This is a genomic window from Comamonas odontotermitis, assembly GCF_020080045.1.
Classification (GTDB): domain Bacteria; phylum Pseudomonadota; class Gammaproteobacteria; order Burkholderiales; family Burkholderiaceae_C; genus Comamonas; species Comamonas odontotermitis.
In genome coordinates, this window is the sequence record NZ_CP083451.1 from 2,271,513 (window position 1) to 2,288,433 (window position 16,921).

The 16,921-nt window shown below is 58.4% G+C and carries 14 protein-coding genes; 2 read left to right on the forward strand and 12 right to left on the reverse strand.

Features of this window, described 5'->3' with window-relative positions; genetic code table 11:
• Positions 1–2 precede the first annotated feature (2 nt).
• The 11 genes from LAD35_RS10475 to LAD35_RS10530 all read right to left on the reverse strand — a co-directional run bounded on the left by LAD35_RS10475 (position 3) and on the right by LAD35_RS10530 (position 12,242).
• Complete coding sequence (locus LAD35_RS10475) at positions 3–365, reverse strand: hypothetical protein (protein ID WP_224149029.1); 363 nt, start codon at positions 363–365, stop codon at positions 3–5.
• 586 nt (positions 366–951) lie between these two features.
• Positions 952–2,559, reverse strand: coding sequence for an RHS repeat domain-containing protein (locus LAD35_RS10485; protein ID WP_224149030.1), 1,608 nt, complete (start codon positions 2,557–2,559; stop codon positions 952–954).
• Entirely contained in the window at positions 2,556–3,635 is a 1,080-nt protein-coding gene (locus tag LAD35_RS10490; RefSeq protein ID WP_224149031.1) for an RHS repeat domain-containing protein, read from the reverse strand. The genes LAD35_RS10485 and LAD35_RS10490 overlap by 4 nt, the downstream gene beginning before the upstream one ends.
• 375 nt (positions 3,636–4,010) lie before the next feature.
• Entirely contained in the window at positions 4,011–5,120 is a 1,110-nt protein-coding gene (locus LAD35_RS10495) for a porin (RefSeq protein WP_224149032.1), read from the reverse strand.
• A 164-nt stretch (positions 5,121–5,284) separates the two neighbouring features.
• Positions 5,285–6,772 (reverse strand): ribonuclease G, encoded by a 1,488-nt coding sequence (rng, locus tag LAD35_RS10500; RefSeq protein ID WP_224149033.1) that lies wholly within the window; start codon positions 6,770–6,772, stop codon positions 5,285–5,287.
• A gap of 9 nt (positions 6,773–6,781) precedes the next feature.
• Positions 6,782–7,393: a Maf family protein gene (locus LAD35_RS10505; RefSeq protein WP_224149034.1), complete on the reverse strand. Its 612-nt coding sequence runs from the start codon at positions 7,391–7,393 to the stop codon at positions 6,782–6,784.
• A 171-nt stretch (positions 7,394–7,564) separates the two neighbouring features.
• Entirely contained in the window at positions 7,565–8,032 is a 468-nt protein-coding gene (gene rlmH, locus LAD35_RS10510; protein ID WP_224149035.1) for a 23S rRNA (pseudouridine(1915)-N(3))-methyltransferase RlmH, read from the reverse strand.
• A gap of 153 nt (positions 8,033–8,185) precedes the next feature.
• Positions 8,186–8,914, reverse strand: coding sequence for a ribosome silencing factor (gene rsfS, locus LAD35_RS10515; protein WP_224149036.1), 729 nt, complete (start codon positions 8,912–8,914; stop codon positions 8,186–8,188).
• A gap of 249 nt (positions 8,915–9,163) precedes the next feature.
• On the reverse strand, positions 9,164–10,111 hold the full coding sequence (gene hemF / locus LAD35_RS10520) for an oxygen-dependent coproporphyrinogen oxidase (RefSeq protein WP_224149037.1): 948 nt from the start codon (positions 10,109–10,111) through the stop codon (positions 9,164–9,166).
• A gap of 137 nt (positions 10,112–10,248) precedes the next feature.
• Entirely contained in the window at positions 10,249–11,526 is a 1,278-nt protein-coding gene (gene purD / locus LAD35_RS10525) for a phosphoribosylamine--glycine ligase (RefSeq protein ID WP_224149038.1), read from the reverse strand.
• Complete coding sequence (locus tag LAD35_RS10530) at positions 11,523–12,242, reverse strand: YebC/PmpR family DNA-binding transcriptional regulator (RefSeq protein WP_224149039.1); 720 nt, start codon at positions 12,240–12,242, stop codon at positions 11,523–11,525. Before LAD35_RS10530 ends, purD begins: the two co-directional genes overlap by 4 nt.
• A gap of 76 nt (positions 12,243–12,318) precedes the next feature.
• On the opposite strand from LAD35_RS10530, the gene LAD35_RS10535 reads away from it, so the two are divergent.
• Both LAD35_RS10535 and LAD35_RS10540 read left to right on the forward strand, forming a co-directional pair.
• Entirely contained in the window at positions 12,319–13,842 is a 1,524-nt protein-coding gene (locus LAD35_RS10535) for a helicase HerA-like C-terminal domain-containing protein (protein ID WP_224149040.1), read from the forward strand.
• 591 nt (positions 13,843–14,433) lie between these two features.
• On the forward strand, positions 14,434–15,861 hold the full coding sequence (locus LAD35_RS10540) for an IPTL-CTERM sorting domain-containing protein (protein ID WP_224149041.1): 1,428 nt from the start codon (positions 14,434–14,436) through the stop codon (positions 15,859–15,861).
• 218 nt (positions 15,862–16,079) lie between these two features.
• On the opposite strand, the gene LAD35_RS10545 is transcribed toward LAD35_RS10540, so the two are convergent.
• Positions 16,080–16,856, reverse strand: a complete 777-nt coding sequence (locus LAD35_RS10545) for an amino acid ABC transporter permease (protein ID WP_224149042.1) — start codon at positions 16,854–16,856, stop codon at positions 16,080–16,082.
• Between the last annotated feature and the right edge of the window lie 65 nt (positions 16,857–16,921).

Below are 16,921 nucleotides of genomic sequence, written 5' to 3' on the forward strand. Positions count from 1 at the left end.
CATCAGGTTGCTTTGCGGGCCTGGTAGTTGGTGCCGTACATGGTAGCGGTGCTGTAGCCGCGTGCGTTGGTGCATTTCTGGCTGTAGGCGCCGTCCCATTGGTTGGAGGCGGTTTTCTTTCCGTTGAATGTGCGGTTAAGTTCGTTGCCCTGCAGGTCGTAGATGTAGACGGTGGCGTTGCCCCGGCAGTCGGTGTAGGTGACTTCAAAGACGCGTTGCTCGTGCAGGTAGTGGTTGGCGCCGGTGGCCGAGCACCCACTTTGCCCGTCAAACCGGCCCACACGCCCGCCTCCCCAGATGTTGGCGAGTTTTTGCGTGGTGCCGCTGGTGCCTGCGGGGTCGATGGTGGTGCCTTTTTTGCCCAAAGGCCAGCAGGGGCTCGGGTGCCTTGATGCTTTGGCTGTACTGGACCGTGGTTTTGAAGCCTACCGGGTCGGTGCGGCTGGTGATTTGGCCGTTGCCGTCGTATTCGTACTTCCAGAGGTTGCCCATGACGTCAGTGACCTGGGTCAGTTGGGTGCCCGTCCATTGGTAGCTGACGCTGCGCCCTGCCAGATCTTCGGATAGTCGGTCTGCCAGCCCAGCGATCCCATAATTTTCGTGCGACGCTATAGGTGTTTATATCGACGATGCTTTGGCATGGGCTGATCTTAACCGATCAGGTGTTGCACTTCAATTTTGAATTTTCTCTATTATGTTTTAGTTTTTAGACTGCCAATTCAAAATCAGCGGGATCACAAAATTCATAATAAACCCAATAACCATCGGAATTATGAATAATACGCGATTTTTTTTCAAAAATCTCATCAAAACAATAATTAATATTAAAAAGGATGAAATATAAAACCATCCTCCCACTTTTAAAAATTCAGAAAATAAAAAACTGCATAATGCAATTTGCATTGGCAACGTAATAACGTAAATAATATGATTCATTATTATGCAATTAATTCATGCAACAGGAGGCCTATACCTAGGGTCAGGATACTTCCTCATAAACTCAAAATATTTACAAGTAAAAATCCCAACAAAAGAAAATGGCCTTTCACTCCATGTATTGGTAGAAAAATCAACCATAGTCCATTCACCGCATCGCTCTTCATATTTCCAACAGCCTACTTCCCAAGTTACCGGAAGGCTAATACACATTACCTGGCAGCCATCGGGCTTTTCCTTATACTCGCACCTGGGACATACCCCATTATCAGACAACCCTGAAGAATCAAATCTAGTAATTGGATTTTTATTTGCATAGTTATATAAATTCAATCCACCGCTCAGTCCAACAGGGTCCTGCTGAAGGTATCTACCCACTAAAGATTTGTAGTCCCTATGGAAATTATAATGCCCGCCAGATTCATAGTCGTAATATTGACCAGAAAATCTTAAATTCACCTGTATTGCATTCTCTATAATTTCAGTTGCTCCAAATGCTTCAGCGACTCCTTTCCATACCACAGTACCTTGCTTATCTGTTGCGGTCATTGGTGTTCCCAAATGATCTGTATGTAAGTAATAGTAGCTTGTTGCGTTATTCGTCAGACTGCCCTCTACGACATCAGCCTGCCAGAGCGGATCAGTGCTCCATAGCCCTCGCTGGCCTGCCAAGGGATTGAACTCATAGGCTCTTTGCAGCTTACCACTCTTATCCAATTCCCCCATTAACGCCTTTTCGCTATAAATGAAGTAGGTAACTTGGGTCTCAGTGCCTTGGGTTACAACTTTCCCGATTCTGCGCCCAAAGGGGTCATAGCGATATAGGGCTTGCGTGCCATTGCTGCTTTCGTATTTGCTTAATCGCTCTGCTGCATTGTAACTGTACGTTTTTTCTTCTTGGCTGCTGGCTTCGTACTTGGTATGACCTTGCGAGGTATAATTCACCTGAGTGTCAATGACAGGGCTTTGACTAAATGGCGTCTTCTCTGGATATCGCAACATTCGATTGTCTGCATCATAGATCCAAGTACCAGGTTGATGTACGCTACTGGTACGGTTGCCGACAGCGTCATAGCCATAGCTTTCATTGGGTAAGCCAAGTATTTGCAGATTTTGATCTGGCTCCACCCCCGTGAGGCGATTCAGACTGTCATAACTATAATGAGTAGTACCCAAATCACTGCCAATCTTGGTAATATTGCCTGCCATATCGTATTGATAGGCGCTACTAGCAAGTGGCTGATTACTATTTTTATTAACCTGAATGCTTGTAGGCCGCTCAAGTGCATCCAGTGCAAGGATTTTAGTGGCCCCAGGCGTTTCAATGATCGTGGGCACGTTCCAGTGGTAGCTCTGGTAGCCAATTTCACTGCTATTGGGCAGTATTAATTTCACTAGCTGCCCGTTGGTGTAGGTATAGGTCTGCCTGTTGCCATCAGGATAGACGAGACTTGTCAGTTGTCCATCACTATTAAAGCTTTGGCCGGTGGTCAAACTAACGCTCCCCACTTCGTCCATCTTTCCATAGACGATCTGGTTTTTAATGGTACGTCCTCGTCGATCTTTCGTGTAATTAGCGCTGCTGATCAACTGCCCATTTCCGTCTTTTTGCTCATAGCTCACAAGCTGAGCGTCTTTGTCATGTAGGTGACTTCAAAGACGCGCTGCTCGCGCAGGTAGTGGTTGGCGCCGGTGGCCGAGCATCCGCCTGTTCCTCCCGATCCGCCGTCAAATCGGCCCACACGCCCGCCGCCCCAGATGTTGGCGAGTTTTTGCGTGGTGCCGCTGGTGCCTGCGGGGTCGATGGTGGTGCCTTTTTTGCCCAGGGCCAGCATAGGCTCAGGTGCCTTGATGCTTTGGCTGTACTGGACGGTGGTTTTGAAGCCTACCGGGTCGGTGCGGCTGGTGATTTGGCCGTTGCCGTCGTATTCGTACGTCCAGAGGTTGCCCATGACGTCAGTGACCTGGGTCAGTTGGGTACCCGTCCATTGGTAGCTGACGCTACGCCCTGCCAAGTCATCCACCTTGGTGATCAAGCCATTGGCCATGGTTACCGTGTAGATGGTTTTGCCAAAGTGGTCGAGGATGCGGGCGCTGGTAGCACTGTCGTAGGCAAAGCTGACTTTGACGCCGCTCGCGTTGGCGTAGTTCAGGATGCGGCCGTCTTTGTCATACGTAATGGTGTTGCCAAAGCGGTCGTACCACTGCCAGCCTGTGTGTTGCTGGGCAGGGGGCTGCGCTGGATCGATGAGTTTTTTGATATAGACCGGAGCGTTGCCTTTGCTTTTGGCCATGTACAGGTCGCTTTGGCCACTTTGACCAATACGCTCGTAGATGACGCCTACGCGCTCGATGACTTTGACGTCCGCCCGCAGGGGATCGAGTTCGAAGTTGAGGGGTGCCCAGGCGGGGTTGAGCCACCAGCGGCCCTGGCTCCAGGAGCGGGCTATTGTTAAGGTGCCGCCCAGCACTTTGACGCTGAGGTCTTTGTTGGTTTCTTGGTATTCCCCATTGATCCAGTTGATGCGCGGCTCGCCTGCCGCGGCGACGGGTGCAAAGCCGAGTTCGGTGTTGGGAGCAAAGGCGCCGATGCCAGATATGCCTTGGGCGGAGGCTAGGGCGACATAGGTGAAGGCGGAGATCAGTAGGCTGCAGCGGAGCAGTTTGTGGATGATGCCTCCAAGTATTTTTCTATGCATTTCCCAATTTCATTCAAAATTGCTATTGCAACGAATGTAGTTGGGCTGTGCATATTCACCGGGTTATTTTGCGGAAAGAAGGTGATTGTTTGATAGGGGGCAAAAAACAGGCCCTGGATTGTTAGATTTCTGCATCGCGTGTTGCGTTGAGTTGAAGTGCCAGGACGCGGAGGACGAGTCCATAAACAGTAGAGCGGTACTACAAGACGACACAATGACGTATCAGGGGTGTTGTTGGCTTGACCATAAAAAAACTGCTTGAGCCCTGATGCAGGGCGCAAGCAGCTATCAAACTAGGAGTAACAAAACACTATCGCAATCACATTCTGGTGCCCGAGGCGCATGCAGCACAGGACTGCACAGCGCCCCGCCTCATCAGAACGAATGGCGGATACCGACCTGGTAGCCGGTGCCCGAACCATTTCCGTCGGCCACCGCCAGGCCATCGCCCACCGTATAGGCCTTGCCGCCATCCTTGTTCTTGACGCGGGCCACATTGCCGTACAGCGCAGTGCGCTTGGACAGGTTGTGCACATAGCCCAGTGCGATGTGGTTGGCGTCATTGGCCACATTGGTTGCCTTGACAGCGCCGTAGCTCACACGGAACTGACCAGCCGAGCCCACCGGCACATGTGCGCCCAGCGCCCAGACGCGCGTCTTCTTGTCGTCGCCCGCCTTGTTTTCGCCCAGCAGCAGCATGGGCTTGACCACGCCGAAATCGTAGCTTGCGCCAATGTTGGACTGCTTGAGGTCACCCAGCACGCTGTGCGTTGTCTTGGTCGTCGCCACAGCCAGGCTGAGCGGCCCGCTCGCGTAACCTACGCGGGCACCGATCACGCGGCCATCATTGTTGGCCATGCTCTCGCTGAAGCCATACATGACGGTACCGAAGAAGCCGCCCATCTTGGGCATGTGGTAGGCGATGGAGTTGGACGCACGCACGTGGGTCACGCCCCGCGCACCCGCTGGCGGGTAGAACAGCGCCGCCGACGAGCCCACGCCGTTGGTGCCAAAGGCATGGTAGCCGCCACCCGACACCGCGAGGTTGCTGAAGCCTGGCACGAAATCGCGGCCCAGTCGCACTTCACCGAAATCGCCCGACAGGCTGACGGTGGAGCGGCGGCCAAAGGTCAAGCCCCCGCTCTGGTTCTTCATGTTGTCCACGCTGGTGGAGCCCCCTGCGCCCGTATCGGCCTCGTATGCAGCCTCCAGCCAGAAGCTGGCCTTGAGGCCACCACCCAGGTCTTCCGTGCCGCGAAATCCCAGGCGGCTGGAGGTATTGCCATCGGCGCCCAGTTGGTTGAGCGAGCCGCTGCCGCTGCTCGACAGGTGCGTGATGCCCGAGTCGATCACGCCAAACAGCTGCACCCGGGATTGCGCCTGCGCTGCGCCACCGGCGCACACCAGCGCCAGCCCGAGGGCTGCAGCTGCCGCTTTGTGCCGCACATGCGGGGGCTGAGGCAGGGTCGATGGTTCAAGTTTCATGGTGCTGTCTCCTTCTATGGTTGATGAAAGCCAAGGGCATCATCGAAGGAGAAGCTGTCATTCAGCTGTCATGCGGGCCTTGAATCTTCAGGGAAAACTCGGGATTGCCAGCCGTTGCGCTTTGAACGAGACGCGCCACCCAGCGCAGCCGGGGGCGCTCGCCATCAGAGCAAAATGATGTCGTACTGGTCCGAGCCGTCGCGCCCTTCTGCCTGCAGCGAGATGGGCTTGCCGATGAAATCGGACAGACCTGCAAGGTGCTGGCTCTCCTCGTCCAGCAGCATCTCGATGACAGGGGGCGCCGCCAGCACCCGGAATTCCTTGGGGTTGAACTGCCGCGCCTCGCGCAGGATCTCGCGCAGGATGTCGTAGCACACCGTGCGCACGGTCTTGACCTCGCCCACGCCATTGCACACCGGGCACGGCATGCACAGCATATGGGCCAGCGATTCGCGCGTGCGCTTGCGCGTCATCTCCACCAGGCCCAGCTGCGAGAACTCGCCGCACATGGTCTTGACGCGATCGCGCTGCAACTGCTTGCGCAGCTCCTGCAGCACCTGCTTCTGGTGGTCTTCATGCATCATGTCGATGAAATCGACAATGATGATGCCTCCCAGGTTGCGCAGGCGCAGCTGGCGGGCAATGGCGTGCGCCGCCTCCAGGTTGGTCTTGAAGATGGTGTCGTCGAAATTGCGCGCGCCGACGTAGCCGCCGGTGTTCACATCCACAGTGGTCAGCGCCTCGGTCTGGTCCACGATCAGGTAGCCACCCGATTTCAGATCGACCCGACGGCCCAGCGCACGGGCGATCTCCTCGTCCACCGCGTACAGGTCGAAAATCGGCCGCTCGCCCTTGTACAGCTGCAGCTTGGGCACTGCGGCGGGCATGAATTCCTGACCAAAGGTCTTGAGCAGCGCAAACTGCTCGCGCGAATCGATGCGGATCGACTGCGTGTTCTCCGTCACCATGTCGCGCAGCACGCGCTGCATCAGGTTCAAATCCTGGTGCAGCAAGGTCTTGGGCGGCAGTTTGGTCGATGATTCCTTGATCCGCTTCCACACCTTGCGCAGGTAGGCAATGTCTTCGGCCAGCTCTTCGTCGGTGGAGTCTTCGCCGTTGGTGCGCAGGATGAATCCGCCGCCACCACCCGTTTCGGGCGTGCCCACCAGCGCCTGCAGGCGCGCGCGCAAGGCATCGCGCTCGTTCTGTGGAATCTTCTGCGACACGCCGATGTGGTCGTCCTGCGGCAGAAACACCAGCAGGCGTCCCGCCACACTGATCTGCGTAGACAGGCGCGCACCCTTGGTGCCGATCGGGTCCTTGATGACCTGCACCATGATCGATTGGCCTTCGAACACCTGCTTTTCAATCGGCACCTGCGGCTCGCCCTTGCGGGCAAACATCGGCGCCTCTCCGCCTTCCTGGCGCTGCCACACATCGGCCACATGCAGGAAGGCCGCGCGCTCCAGGCCGATGTCGATGAACGCCGACTGCATGCCCGGCAGCACACGCGAGACCTTGCCCAGGTACACATTGCCGACCAGGCCGCGCTCCAGCGTGCGCTCGTGGTGCAGCTCCTGCACGGCGCCGCCTTCGATGACGGCCACGCGGGTTTCCTGTGGCGACCAGTTGATCAGAATATCGTTTTGCATGGGTAGTCTTCAGAGAACGAGGCCGGCTGCACGCAGCAGGTTGGCAGTTTCAAATACGGGCAGGCCCATGATTCCGGAGTAGCTGCCATTGATGTTGGCAATATACGCCGCCGCATGGCCTTGCACGCCATAGGCGCCAGCCTTGCCCATGGGCTCGCCGCTGGCGACATAGGCAGCAATCTGCGCATCGCTCATGTCTGCAAACCGCACCTGAGACACCGACAGCGTGGTCAGGCGCTTGCGGCCCGTGTGCAGCGCCACGGCGGTGAGGACCCGGTGGGTCTTGCCGCTGAGGGCCTGCAGCATCTCGGCGGCCTCCTCGGCCGATTCGGGCTTGCCCAGAATACGCCGCCCCAGTGACACGGTGGTGTCAGAGCACAGCACGGGCGCGCCTTCGAGCCCTCGACGTTCCAGTCGCGCCAGAGCCGCGTCGAGCTTCAGGCCGGTGACGCGCTGCACATAGTCGCTTGCCGATTCGCGGGGCAGCACGGCCTCCAGCGCCTCCGGGTCTGGCTCATGGTCTTCGCTGTTGGCCAGCAGCAAGGTATAGCGCACCCCGATCTGCTCAAGCAGTTGGCGGCGGCGCGGAGATTGCGACGCCAGGTAGACAAAGGGTTCCATGGTGCGGGGTCCGTATTTTCTAAAAAACAAGCGCCTGCGCCCAACCATCAAGCGCAAGCAGCTATTGTTTTTGCAGCATACCGCATCCCGAGGTGCGCTGGCAAGATCGGCTTGAAGAATACTGCGGATGCACCCCCCGCCTGCCCCCATCATCCGAGCCCGGCAGGCCCGCTACTCGCGGTGGTAGGGGTGGCCGGCATTCACCGACCAGGCACGGTACAGCTGCTCGATCAGCAGCACCCGCACCATGGCGTGCGGCAGGGTCAGGTCGGAGAGGCGAATGCGTTCATGCGCCGCAGCCTTGAAGGCAGGCTCCAGCCCGTCGGGGCCGCCAATGACCAGTGCCACGTCATCGCCTTCGAGCTGCCAGCTCTTGAGGCGCTCCGCCAGCGCCGTGGTGCGCAGGCTGGTGCCGCGCTCGTCCAGCACCACGATGCGGGTGCCACGAGGAATCGCCGCCTCGATGCGCTTGCGCTCGGCGGCGTACAGGGTCTCGACGGTCTTGGAGCCGCGTGGCTCGGTCTTGACGGCCTTGAGCTCCACCTTCAGCTCCGGCGGAAAACGCTTGGCATAGTCGTCGTATGCCGTCTGCGCCCAATCGGGCACATGCTGGCCGACCGCGACGATGAAAATTCTCATATCGAATGGCTCCAACGAAAAACGGCGCCTCCACGCAACCCCTTTGCCTGAGGCTGCAGCCTCTTCACAAGGCTTTTCATTCCGGGCGCTGCGGCAATGAAAAAAGAGCTGGCCTGCCCTGGCAGTACAGCTCTTTGGTCCAGCCCGTGTGGCTTACTTGGCCTTGGCAGGCGCGCGCTTGGCTGCGGGCTTCTTGGCGGCAGGCTTGGCAGTCGACTTGACTGCGGGCTTGGCGGAGGATTTCGCTGCAGGCTTGGGCTTGTTCACCACCACCTTCTTCACCGCTGCGGCAGGCTTTGCCGCCGTCTTGGTGGCGCGCTTGGCAGCAGGTTTGGCGGCAACCGTCCCGGTGATCTTCCGGACGGCAGGCTTTTTCACGGCCTTTTTGGCGGGCGCGGCGTCGTCGTCCACAGCAGCAGCGGATTTGCGTGCTGCTGGCTTTTTCTTGGCCGGCGCTGCTTCATCGGCATCCGCCTTGGGCTTGGCTGCCTTGGGCTTGGCGCCGCCCAGCTTCAGACGCACAGGCATTTCGCCCCACATCTCTTCGAGACGGTAGTACTGGCGAATCATGGGCTGCATGATGTGGGCCACCACGGAGCCGCAGTCCACAATGATCCATTCGCCATTGTCTTCGCCTTCGGTGCGTGGTTTGGGGAAACCCGCTTCCTTGACCGCATCCTTCACGCTGGAGGCCAGCGCCTTGGTCTGGCGGTTGGAGGTACCGGAGGCCACGATCACGCGTTCGAAGAGCGGTGACAGGTGCTCGGTGTTGAACACCTGGATATCCTGTGCTTTCACATCTTCCAGGCCATCAACGACGGCACGCTGGAGCAATTGCACGGATTTTTTCGCAGAGGATTCGGATTTTTTGGCGGTGGTCATCAGTCGTTGATGGATGAAGGTGGTTCTACTATAGCGCGTGTTGCAGTTATTGTTGATCGTGTCAACACGCAGTATCAAGGGATTTGGCGCAGCGCCAAATGTGCATGGTTCACGTTGCCAGGCGGTGCGTGCAGAGTGGACGCATATCGGCAAGCGAAGGGGTCGATTATACGAGAGTGGCTCGAGAGGCGCTGGAAACACATCCCGATGGCACTCCACGGCCGCTGCATGGCAGTTTGCAACAGGGTTCTACAGCCAGTCCCTGCGCACCAGAAACTCGCGCAGCAACGCCGCTTCACGCGTGCCCTCCGGATCCTGGCGCTGGTAGCTCCAGCTTGCCAGCGGCGGCATCGACAGCAATATGGATTCGGTGCGCCCGCCTGACTGCAGGCCAAAGTGGGTACCACGGTCCCACACCAGGTTGAACTCCACATAGCGGCCCCGGCGGTAGAGCTGAAAATCCCGCTCACGCTCGCCATAGGCCACATCCTTGCGCCGCTCCACGATGGGCAAATAGGCTTTCAGGAAGGCATCGCCTACCGATTGCAGCATGGCAAAGCCACCTTCAAAGCCGAGCTCCGAGAAATCGTCGAAGAATATGCCGCCGATGCCGCGCTGCTCGTCACGGTGTTTCAGATAGAAGTACTCGTCGCACCATTTCTTGAAGCGCGGGTACAGATCGGGGCCGTAAGGGGCAACGGCAGCGTGGCAGGTCTGGTGAAAATGCACCGCGTCTTCCTCGAACGGATAGAACGGCGTCAGGTCCATGCCACCGCCGAACCAGAACGCTGCCGGTTTGCCCGCGTGACCCGCCGAGATCATGCGCACATTCATGTGCACCGTGGGCACCCAGGGGTTGCGGGGGTGGAATACCAGCGACACACCCATGGCCGAGAACGGAGCGCCTGCCAGCTCGGGCCGATGCTGCGTGGCCGATGGGGGCAGTTGCGGACCCCGAACCTGCGAGAAGCCCACGCCGGCACGTTCGAACACCGCGCCGCCTTCCATGATCCTGGTGATGCCCTGCCCCTGCAGCTTTTCGCCGGGCGCCTTCTCCCAGGCGTCTGTCAGAAAGCGGGCACTGCCGCCAGCCTGGGCTTCCACGCGCTCCAGCGCCTGCGTGATCGAGGCCTGCAGGCCTTGCAGATAGCCCGAGACCGCCTGCTCGTGGTCGCCATCGAGATTGATTTCAGCCATTGTGATCTGTCCAATACCTTGCCCATGCGCGGAAGCGTTCTGTCGCCCCTTTCTCGCAGCAGCACCAGTAGCTGTTGCACCCCCTTCTCCTGCACGCGGCAGCGGCAGGGGATGCAGCCACGCTGCGCAGGAGCGCTCTACTTGACCGCTCGATAGCCGATGTCACGCCGATACTGCGCGCCGTCGAAATGCACCTGGCTGGCTACCGCATACACCCGCGTCTGCGCCTGCTTGACGTTGTCGGCCAATGCTGTGACGCACAGTACGCGGCCACCGCTGGTGACCGGCTCGCCATTCTGCATGGCGGTGCCTGCGTGGAACACCATGGAGTCCTCCGCATCTTCGGGCAGGCCGGTGATCAGATCGCCCTTGCGCGGGTCTTCCGGATAGCCGGCAGCAGCCATCACCACGCCCAGCGCGGTGCGGCGGTCCCACTGCAGGTCGATCTGGTCGAGCCTGCCTTCAGTGGCCGCCTGCATCACGTCCACAAGATCGCTCTTGAGGCGCATCATGATCGGCTGCGTCTCCGGGTCTCCCATGCGGCAGTTGAACTCCAGCGTCTTGGGATGCCCGGCCTTGTCGATCATCAGGCCCGCGTACAGAAAGCCGGTATAGGGAATACCGTCCTTTTCCATGCCACGGATGGTCGGCAGGATGATCTCGCGCATGGCGCGGGCGTGCACATCTGCCGTCACCACGGGCGCGGGCGAATACGCGCCCATGCCGCCGGTGTTCGGGCCCTGGTCGCCGTCCTTGAGGCGCTTGTGGTCCTGGCTGGTGGCCATGGCAGCCACGTTCTTGCCGTCGCACAGCACGATGAAGCTGGCCTCTTCGCCATCCAGAAACTCTTCGATCACCACGCGGGCGCCGCCGTCGTTGTGGGTGACACCGTACTTGTTGTCCACGAGCATGAAGTCCACGGCATCGTGTGCCTCCTGCGCCGTGGTAGCCACCACCACGCCCTTGCCCGCCGCCAGGCCGTCGGCCTTGACCACGATGGGCGCGCCGAGCTTGTCGATGTAGGCGTGCGCCTTGACGGGGTCGCTGAACGTCTCATATTGCGCCGTGGGGATGCCATGGCGCGCCATGAAATCCTTGGAAAACGCCTTGGAGCTTTCAAGCTGCGCAGCAGCCTTGGTCGGCCCGAAGATCTTGAGGCCATGGGCGCGGAACTCATCGACCACACCGGCGGCCAGGGGCGCCTCCGGCCCCACCACGGTCAGCAGCACATGGTTTTGCTGCGCCCATTCGCGCAGTTGCACCACATCGGTAATCGGCAGGTTTTCCAGGTGCTTGTCGCGCTCGGTACCTGCGTTGCCAGGGGCAACATAGACTTTGGTGACCTTGGGCGATTGCGCCAACTTCCAGGCCATTGCGTGTTCACGGCCGCCGCCACCAATCACAAGAACCTTCATAGCGCAGCGTTGTGGTAAACCTCTTGAACATCGTCCAGATCTTCCAGCACATCCAGGAGCTTTTGCATCCTGGCAGCACTTTCCTCATCCAGATCGATCGTGTTTTCGGGACGCATCGTCACCTCTGCAACCTCGGGCTTGAAGCCGGCTGCCTCCAGGGCGTTGCGCACCGTTTCGAAATTCGCAGGCGGCGTCAGTACCTCGACGGCGCCGTCCTCGTCGGTGATCACGTCGTCGGCGCCCGCTTCAAGCGCCACTTCCATGATCTTTTCCTCGTCAGCGCCAGGTGCAAAAATCAGCTGACCGACGTTTTTGAACTGAAAGGCCACCGAGCCTTCGGTGCCCATGTTGCCGCCGTGCTTGCTGAATGCATGGCGCACATCGGCCACGGTCCGAACGCGATTGTCGGTCATCGTGTCGACAATGACAGCGGCGCCTCCGATACCATAGCCTTCGTAACGGATTTCCTCGTAGGTCACCCCTTCGAGATTGCCAGTGGCCTTGTCGATGTTGCGCTTGATGTTGTCGGCCGGCATGTTGGCGGCCTTGGCCTTGTCCACGGCCAGTCGCAGGCGCGGGTTGGCGGTCAGATCGCCGCCGCCTTGCCGTGCGGCCACCATGATTTCACGGATGATGCGGGTCCAGATCTTGCCGCGTTTTTCGTCCTGCCGGCCCTTGCGGTGTTGAATATTGGCCCATTTGCTGTGTCCTGCCACAGAATTTCCTTTGCTATCGTTTAATCTAGCTAGACTGCGATTTTACTTTTGACTTTGACGCTTTTGAGGAAAACCTATGGCTGAACCCCTATTGGTTGCCAAACATGGATCGGTGGAATGCTTTTTGCTGCCGGGTTTTGCCAATCGGCACGGCCTGATCACCGGCGCAACCGGCACCGGCAAGACTGTAACCCTTCAGACATTAGCCGAGGGTTTCTCTCGCATTGGCGTGCCGGTCTTCATGGCCGACATCAAGGGCGATCTGACCGGCATCAGCCAGACCGGCAAGGTGGGCGAAAAAATGGCCGCCACGCTCAAGGACCGCGGCATCGATGCACCTGAGCCCATCGCATGCCCCACCACCTTGTGGGATGTCTTTGGCGAGCAAGGCCACCCCGTGCGCGCCACGGTCTCCGACATGGGCCCGCTGCTGCTGGGCCGGATGCTGGACCTGAACGACACGCAGATGGGCGTGCTCAACCTGGTGTTCAAGATTGCGGACGACAACGGCCTGCTGCTGCTCGACCTGAAGGACCTGCGCACCATGCTCACTTACGTGGGCGACAACGCCAAGCAGTTCACCACCGAGTACGGCAACGTCAGCTCGGCCAGCATTGGCGCCATCCAGCGCGGCCTGCTGCAAGTCGATCAGCAAGGCGGCGACAAGTTCTTTGGTGAGCCCATGCTCAATATCGACGACATGATGCAGACTGTGGGCAACAAGGGGGTGGTCAATATCCTCGCGGCCGACAAGCTGATGCAATCGCCGCGCCTGTACTCCACCTTCCTGCTGTGGATGCTGTCGGACCTGTACGAAAAGCTGCCCGAAATCGGCGATCCGGAAAAGCCCAAGCTGGTGTTCTTCTTCGACGAGGCCCACCTGCTCTTCAACGAAGCGCCCAAGGTGCTGCTCGAACGCATCGAGCTGGTGGTGCGCCTGGTGCGCTCCAAGGGCGTTGGTGTGTACTTTGCCACGCAGAACCCGCTGGACATTCCAGACAGCGTTCTTGCGCAGCTGGGCAACCGCGTGCAGCATGCGCTGCGGGCCTTCACGCCCCGCGATCAGAAGGCGGTGAAGGCCACGGCCACCACGATGCGCGCCAACCCGTCCATCGACATGGAAGCAGCCATCACCGAACTGGCCGTGGGCGAAGCGCTCGTGAGCTTTCTCGATGAAAGAGGCCGCCCCAGCGTGACCGAGCGCGCATTCATCGTGCCGCCCGGCAGCCAGTTGGGTCCCATCACGCCCGAGCAGCGCAAGGCCCTGCTGCAGGGTTCTTTGGTTGCAGGCGTGTATGACACGGCCGTGGACCGCGAATCCGCCTACGAGATCCTCAAGGCCCGCGCTGGTGAAACCACCACAGCCGAGGGCGGCAAGGCGACGGCCGGCTCGGGCGGTGCAGCAACCGCCAATGCAGGTGACAGCGGCCTGATGGGCAGCCTCAACGACATTCTGTTTGGCACCACCGGCCCGCGCGGCGGCAAAAAGGACGGCATTGTGCAGACCATGGCCAAATCCACCGCCCGCTCGCTGGGCACCAAGCTGGGCAACCAGATTCTGCGCGGCGTGTTGGGCAGCATCATGGGTGGCAAGAAGTAGCGCGCTCATCCCCAGGAAAACAAAATAGGCTGATTTCCTAATACCAGTCAGTTAAGGGTTGACAACCCGGCAAACCATTAATTAGAAAGGAGCGCGAAATGCGCTCCTTTTTGCGTCCACGGCTGTCAGAACTGCCATCACCGAAGGCTTAACTGACTGGTGTTGGCCTTTGGCCGGCTTTTTTGCGAGCATAGGCTCAGCCCTTTCCATTATGCGCAGGCTCTATCACCCATCAGCACATACAGCGCTAACACCCCAAAAATTGCGCTCTGAACAATCGTTGAATCCACTTGTAGCTTTCCACTCACCAAAGCATTAATAATTTATAACTACAACGCCTGTTTTATCGTACCCAGATAAAATTTATACGTTACGTCACCCTCAATAGAGTGCATGCACCAGATATGCACACATCACATAAATTATTATATATTTGGATTAATAATATATTTATTAATATAAATTATCATGAGACTCAAAAAAACCTCATATCTTGCGATTCCCACACTCGCTCTTCTTCTGAGTCTGAGCGGAATGAGTGCAGCGCAGACGGCCCCCCTCATCCCAACGATCAGTTGCAAATCCAACCCCTTGTCTTTCAATACCGGCTATGACCAAGACACGGGCCAACTCCTGGCGAATGGTAGCCAAGATCTCCAATGGTGGGTTTCAAGCACGCAATCGGATCCGTCCGGAAGTATTGGCCCTGGTAGTACCGCGACTTGGAAGCCCACCAGCGTTCCTTATGCGGCCAACATCTCTCCAGCCTGGGTTTCTGCAACTGCACTTGGAAATGAAACCAACTGGGTATCTCCAGACCCCACCGGCGTAACCTATACGCGGCCGCCTTATAGCTACCCCTACACCCCGGCGGTCACCAACTACTATCGAATGCAGTTCAATCTTTCGCCAGAGGTGCCGCCAAGCGCCTTGAAGCTCAACATGGACTACTACAACGATGATGGCATGCTGGGCGTCTTCATCAACAACAGTTTTCAGACATTACCAGCAGCTGGATTCGGAGCGGGCTCTGCCGCGACCGCCCAGCTTAATGGCCCCTGGGTCACCGGTTTGAACACCGTGATTTTCTCTATGACCGATTTCGGCTGGGCCTCCGGGTTGCTCGCCCACATTCGTTCAGCAGCATCGCCCTGTTCAGAATCCCCGCTGGAGATTACAAAATCTGTCAGCAAGCCCATTTTTGTGCCCGGAGAAGTCGCGACATACACCATCACCGTGAGCAACCTGGGAACTCTGGATGTTACGGGTGCGACCCTGGCAGATCCCAGTCCTTCAGGCTTGCTGAATGGGAGTTGGACTTGCTCCACCTCAGGCGGCGCAACATGCCCAGCAGCCCTAGGTAGCGCGCCCATTGGTTTCGACCTTGTCGCGGGAGGACAGTTAATATTCACGCTGTCTGGTACGGTTGCAGAATCAGGAAGTCTCACCAATACCGCAACCATCGCTCCTGGCATGGGAGGCGTTTGCGCGGCATCCACAGGTTGCTCGGCAACCGCAACGGCCTCGATCAATCCAGTCCCTAATCTGGCACCAACCTGGACGATTGCACCGACCAGCCTGGCTATTGGCCAGGCCGCGCAGTACCAGGTTACGGTAACCAACAATGGTGGCCTGGGCAGTACAGATGGGCAACTGACTATTACACTGCCTGCAGGTATGGATTTTACACCAGCACAAACCGCGCCTGCCAACTGCAGCATCAGTGTTGCCTCCATGGTATGCACGCTGAGTGCACTGACTGCCTTGGGCGGAACCACCTCCGTCTCATTCAATGCACAAGCAAATGCGGTATTCAGCGCACAAAACATGACCGCTCAGGTTAGCCAGGTGACGGGTGAATTGGTTCTATCGGACAACGTGGCGAGCACGCCAGTTGCAAGCTTCGCCGCACCTATCAAAACAGCAGAGCCAGTTCCCTCGCTGCAGGAGTGGGGCTTGGTGGCACTATCATTCATATTGGCAATGCTTGGTGTACACCGAAACCGCCGCCAGAGCTAATCCCGAAAGCCACCGCCAGGCTAATGCCGATAAGTTTAGGGTTGACAGCCCGGCAAGCCATTAGAAAGGAGCGCGAAATGCGCTCCTTTTTGCGTTCTTGGCTGCCAGAATGGCATCCACCGAAGGCTTAACTTTAACTGACTGGCATGAGGCCTGTTTCCGGTTTTGCGATTTGCAGAGAACGCGGGGTTTGCTGCACCTCAGATGGTGTGCGCACGTCAGGTTCTGTCGCTGCGTGCCAGGTGGTCTTCCAGCTTGCGCAGCCCCACGGTCAGCAGGAAGGTCATCAGCCAGTACGCCAGCGCCACGGCCAGGTACGGCTCCCAGTAGCGCCCATAGGCGCCTGCCACCGTGCGGGCCGCGTAGGCCATTTCCGCCAGGCCAATGGCCGAGACCAGCGATGTGTCTTTGAGCAGCGAAATCATGTTGTTGCCCAGAGGCGGCAGCATGCGCCGGAAAGCCTGTGGAATCACCACATAGCGCATCATCTGCCCGTGCGTCATGCCCAGCGACAGGCCCGCCATCTTCTGGCCCGCCGAGATCGACTGGATACCGGCGCGGAACACCTCCGAGATGTAAGCCGATGAGTTCAGCGTCAGCGCCACCACGCCCGAGATGAGCGCGCCATGGTCCTGCTTCAGGGTGCGCGCCAAATCACCGCTGATCAGCCAGCCGTTCACCGGGTGGATGAACAGCGGCATCACGGCAAAGTGCATCAAAAGAATCTGCACGAAAAGCGGCGTGCCGCGAAAGAAGCTCACATACACGGTGGACGGCCAGCGCAACAGGTACTTGCACACAGCCTTCCAGGGCTGGTGGCGGGCATCGGCCAGGCGCGCAAGCGCCAGCATCAGCCCAAACGCGCACCCCATCAGGATGCACGCAATCGTCATGCCGACCGTGACTGCGGCACCTTGCCAGAACAGCTGCTTGTATTCCACCAGGATATCGGGGCGGAACCAGCCGAACCATTCGACGGGCGTGTTGTTATCCATACATCATTCTTTCCAGCAAAAAGACGGCCTGGTGGCCGTCCTGCGTGCGGTAATAGCTATCAATA